This is a genomic window from Kitasatospora sp. NPDC007106 (genome assembly GCF_040634455.1).
Classification (GTDB): domain Bacteria; phylum Actinomycetota; class Actinomycetes; order Streptomycetales; family Streptomycetaceae; genus Kitasatospora; species Kitasatospora arboriphila.
The window spans coordinates 1-1,192 of sequence record NZ_JBEYFP010001350.1 but is presented as its reverse complement, the minus strand read 5'-3'; the positions used below and the strand labels follow the sequence as shown (position 1 = coordinate 1,192).

At 78.7% G+C, this 1,192-nt stretch carries 1 pseudogene; it reads right to left on the bottom strand.

Annotated features, from left to right (window positions below):
- Positions 1-1,001, bottom strand: a pseudogene (locus ABZ641_RS38405) (hypothetical protein); the annotation flags it as partial.
- Between the last annotated feature and the right edge of the window lie 191 nt (positions 1,002-1,192).

Here is a 1,192-nt window from a genome sequence, read left to right as displayed (position 1 = left end):
TGCCGTGCGGCCTCCGCGGCGGCCGCCGAGCCCGCGGTCGCGTCCGCCGAACGGGCGGGCGAGGCGATCACCGCGAGCAGCAGGCCGTCCTCGCCCTCGCCGAACCGGGTCACCAGCAGGGCGTCGCGGCGCGGCTCGCCGCGGAACCGGGCGGAATCGCCCCGGACGGAGGCCGCCCGCAGTATCGCCGGGCCGTACTGGGCGCCCTCCAGGACGGTGTCCGGCACGATCACGTCCAGGTCCGCCGGATCGGCGGCGGGCAGCGCGGTGGGCTCCGGGCCGTACGTCGGAGGCCGCTCCCCCACGTGCGGGACGGGCGGCGCCAGCGGGACCCGCCGCGGGGCCGGACGGGACCGGTCCTCGGCGGGCTCCGCGGCAGCGGCCCCGGCCGGGGCACGGTCTGCCGGGGCACGGTCTGCCGGGGCCGAGGGGGTGGACGGCTCCGCGCGGTCGGCGCCGGTCGGTGCCGGCTTGCGCAGGACCACCGCCGGGCCGGGCTCCGGGGTGGACGGCTGCCCGGCGGGCCGCAGGTCGGCGGCGGGCTCGGGCTGCGGCTCGAACCGTGACGCGGGCTGGGGTGCGGGCTGGGGTGCGGGGGTCGACTGCGGTGCGGGGGCGGACCGCGGTGCGGGGGTGGCGGGCCGGCGGACCGTCCCCAGGGTCATCGTCGGGTCGGGCTCGGCATCGTCGACGGGCGCGGCCGCCACGGGGGCGGGATCCGGCGCCGGGCCGGGATCGCGTGCGGGGCGGCGGACCGTCCCGAGCCTCATGGTCGGCTCGGGTTCGGGCTCCGCGTCCTCAGCAGCCAGGGCCGGGGAGGGGACGGCTTCCCCGGCGGCGGCAGGTGCGGGCCGCGGGCCGCCGATCACACCTGCGGCCATGTCGAACCAGTCGTCGACGCTCGGCTCGTCGATGCTCGGCCCGTCGATGCCGGTTCCCTCGGCGGCGGGCCCGGCGACACCGAGCTCGTCGAGGAGGGGCTCGTCGACGAGGGGCTCCACCGCGGCGGGGCTCCGCCGCCCCGCGTTCCCCTTCTCCTTCTCCGCGTTCGCAGCCGAGGCCCAGTGCGGCCGGGACGGGGCCCGTCCCGGCGCCGGCCGACATTACTCGCTGGCAACACAGAACAAGGGTTGCGCTCGTTGCGGGACTTAACCCAACATCTCACGACACGAGCTGACGACAACCATGCACC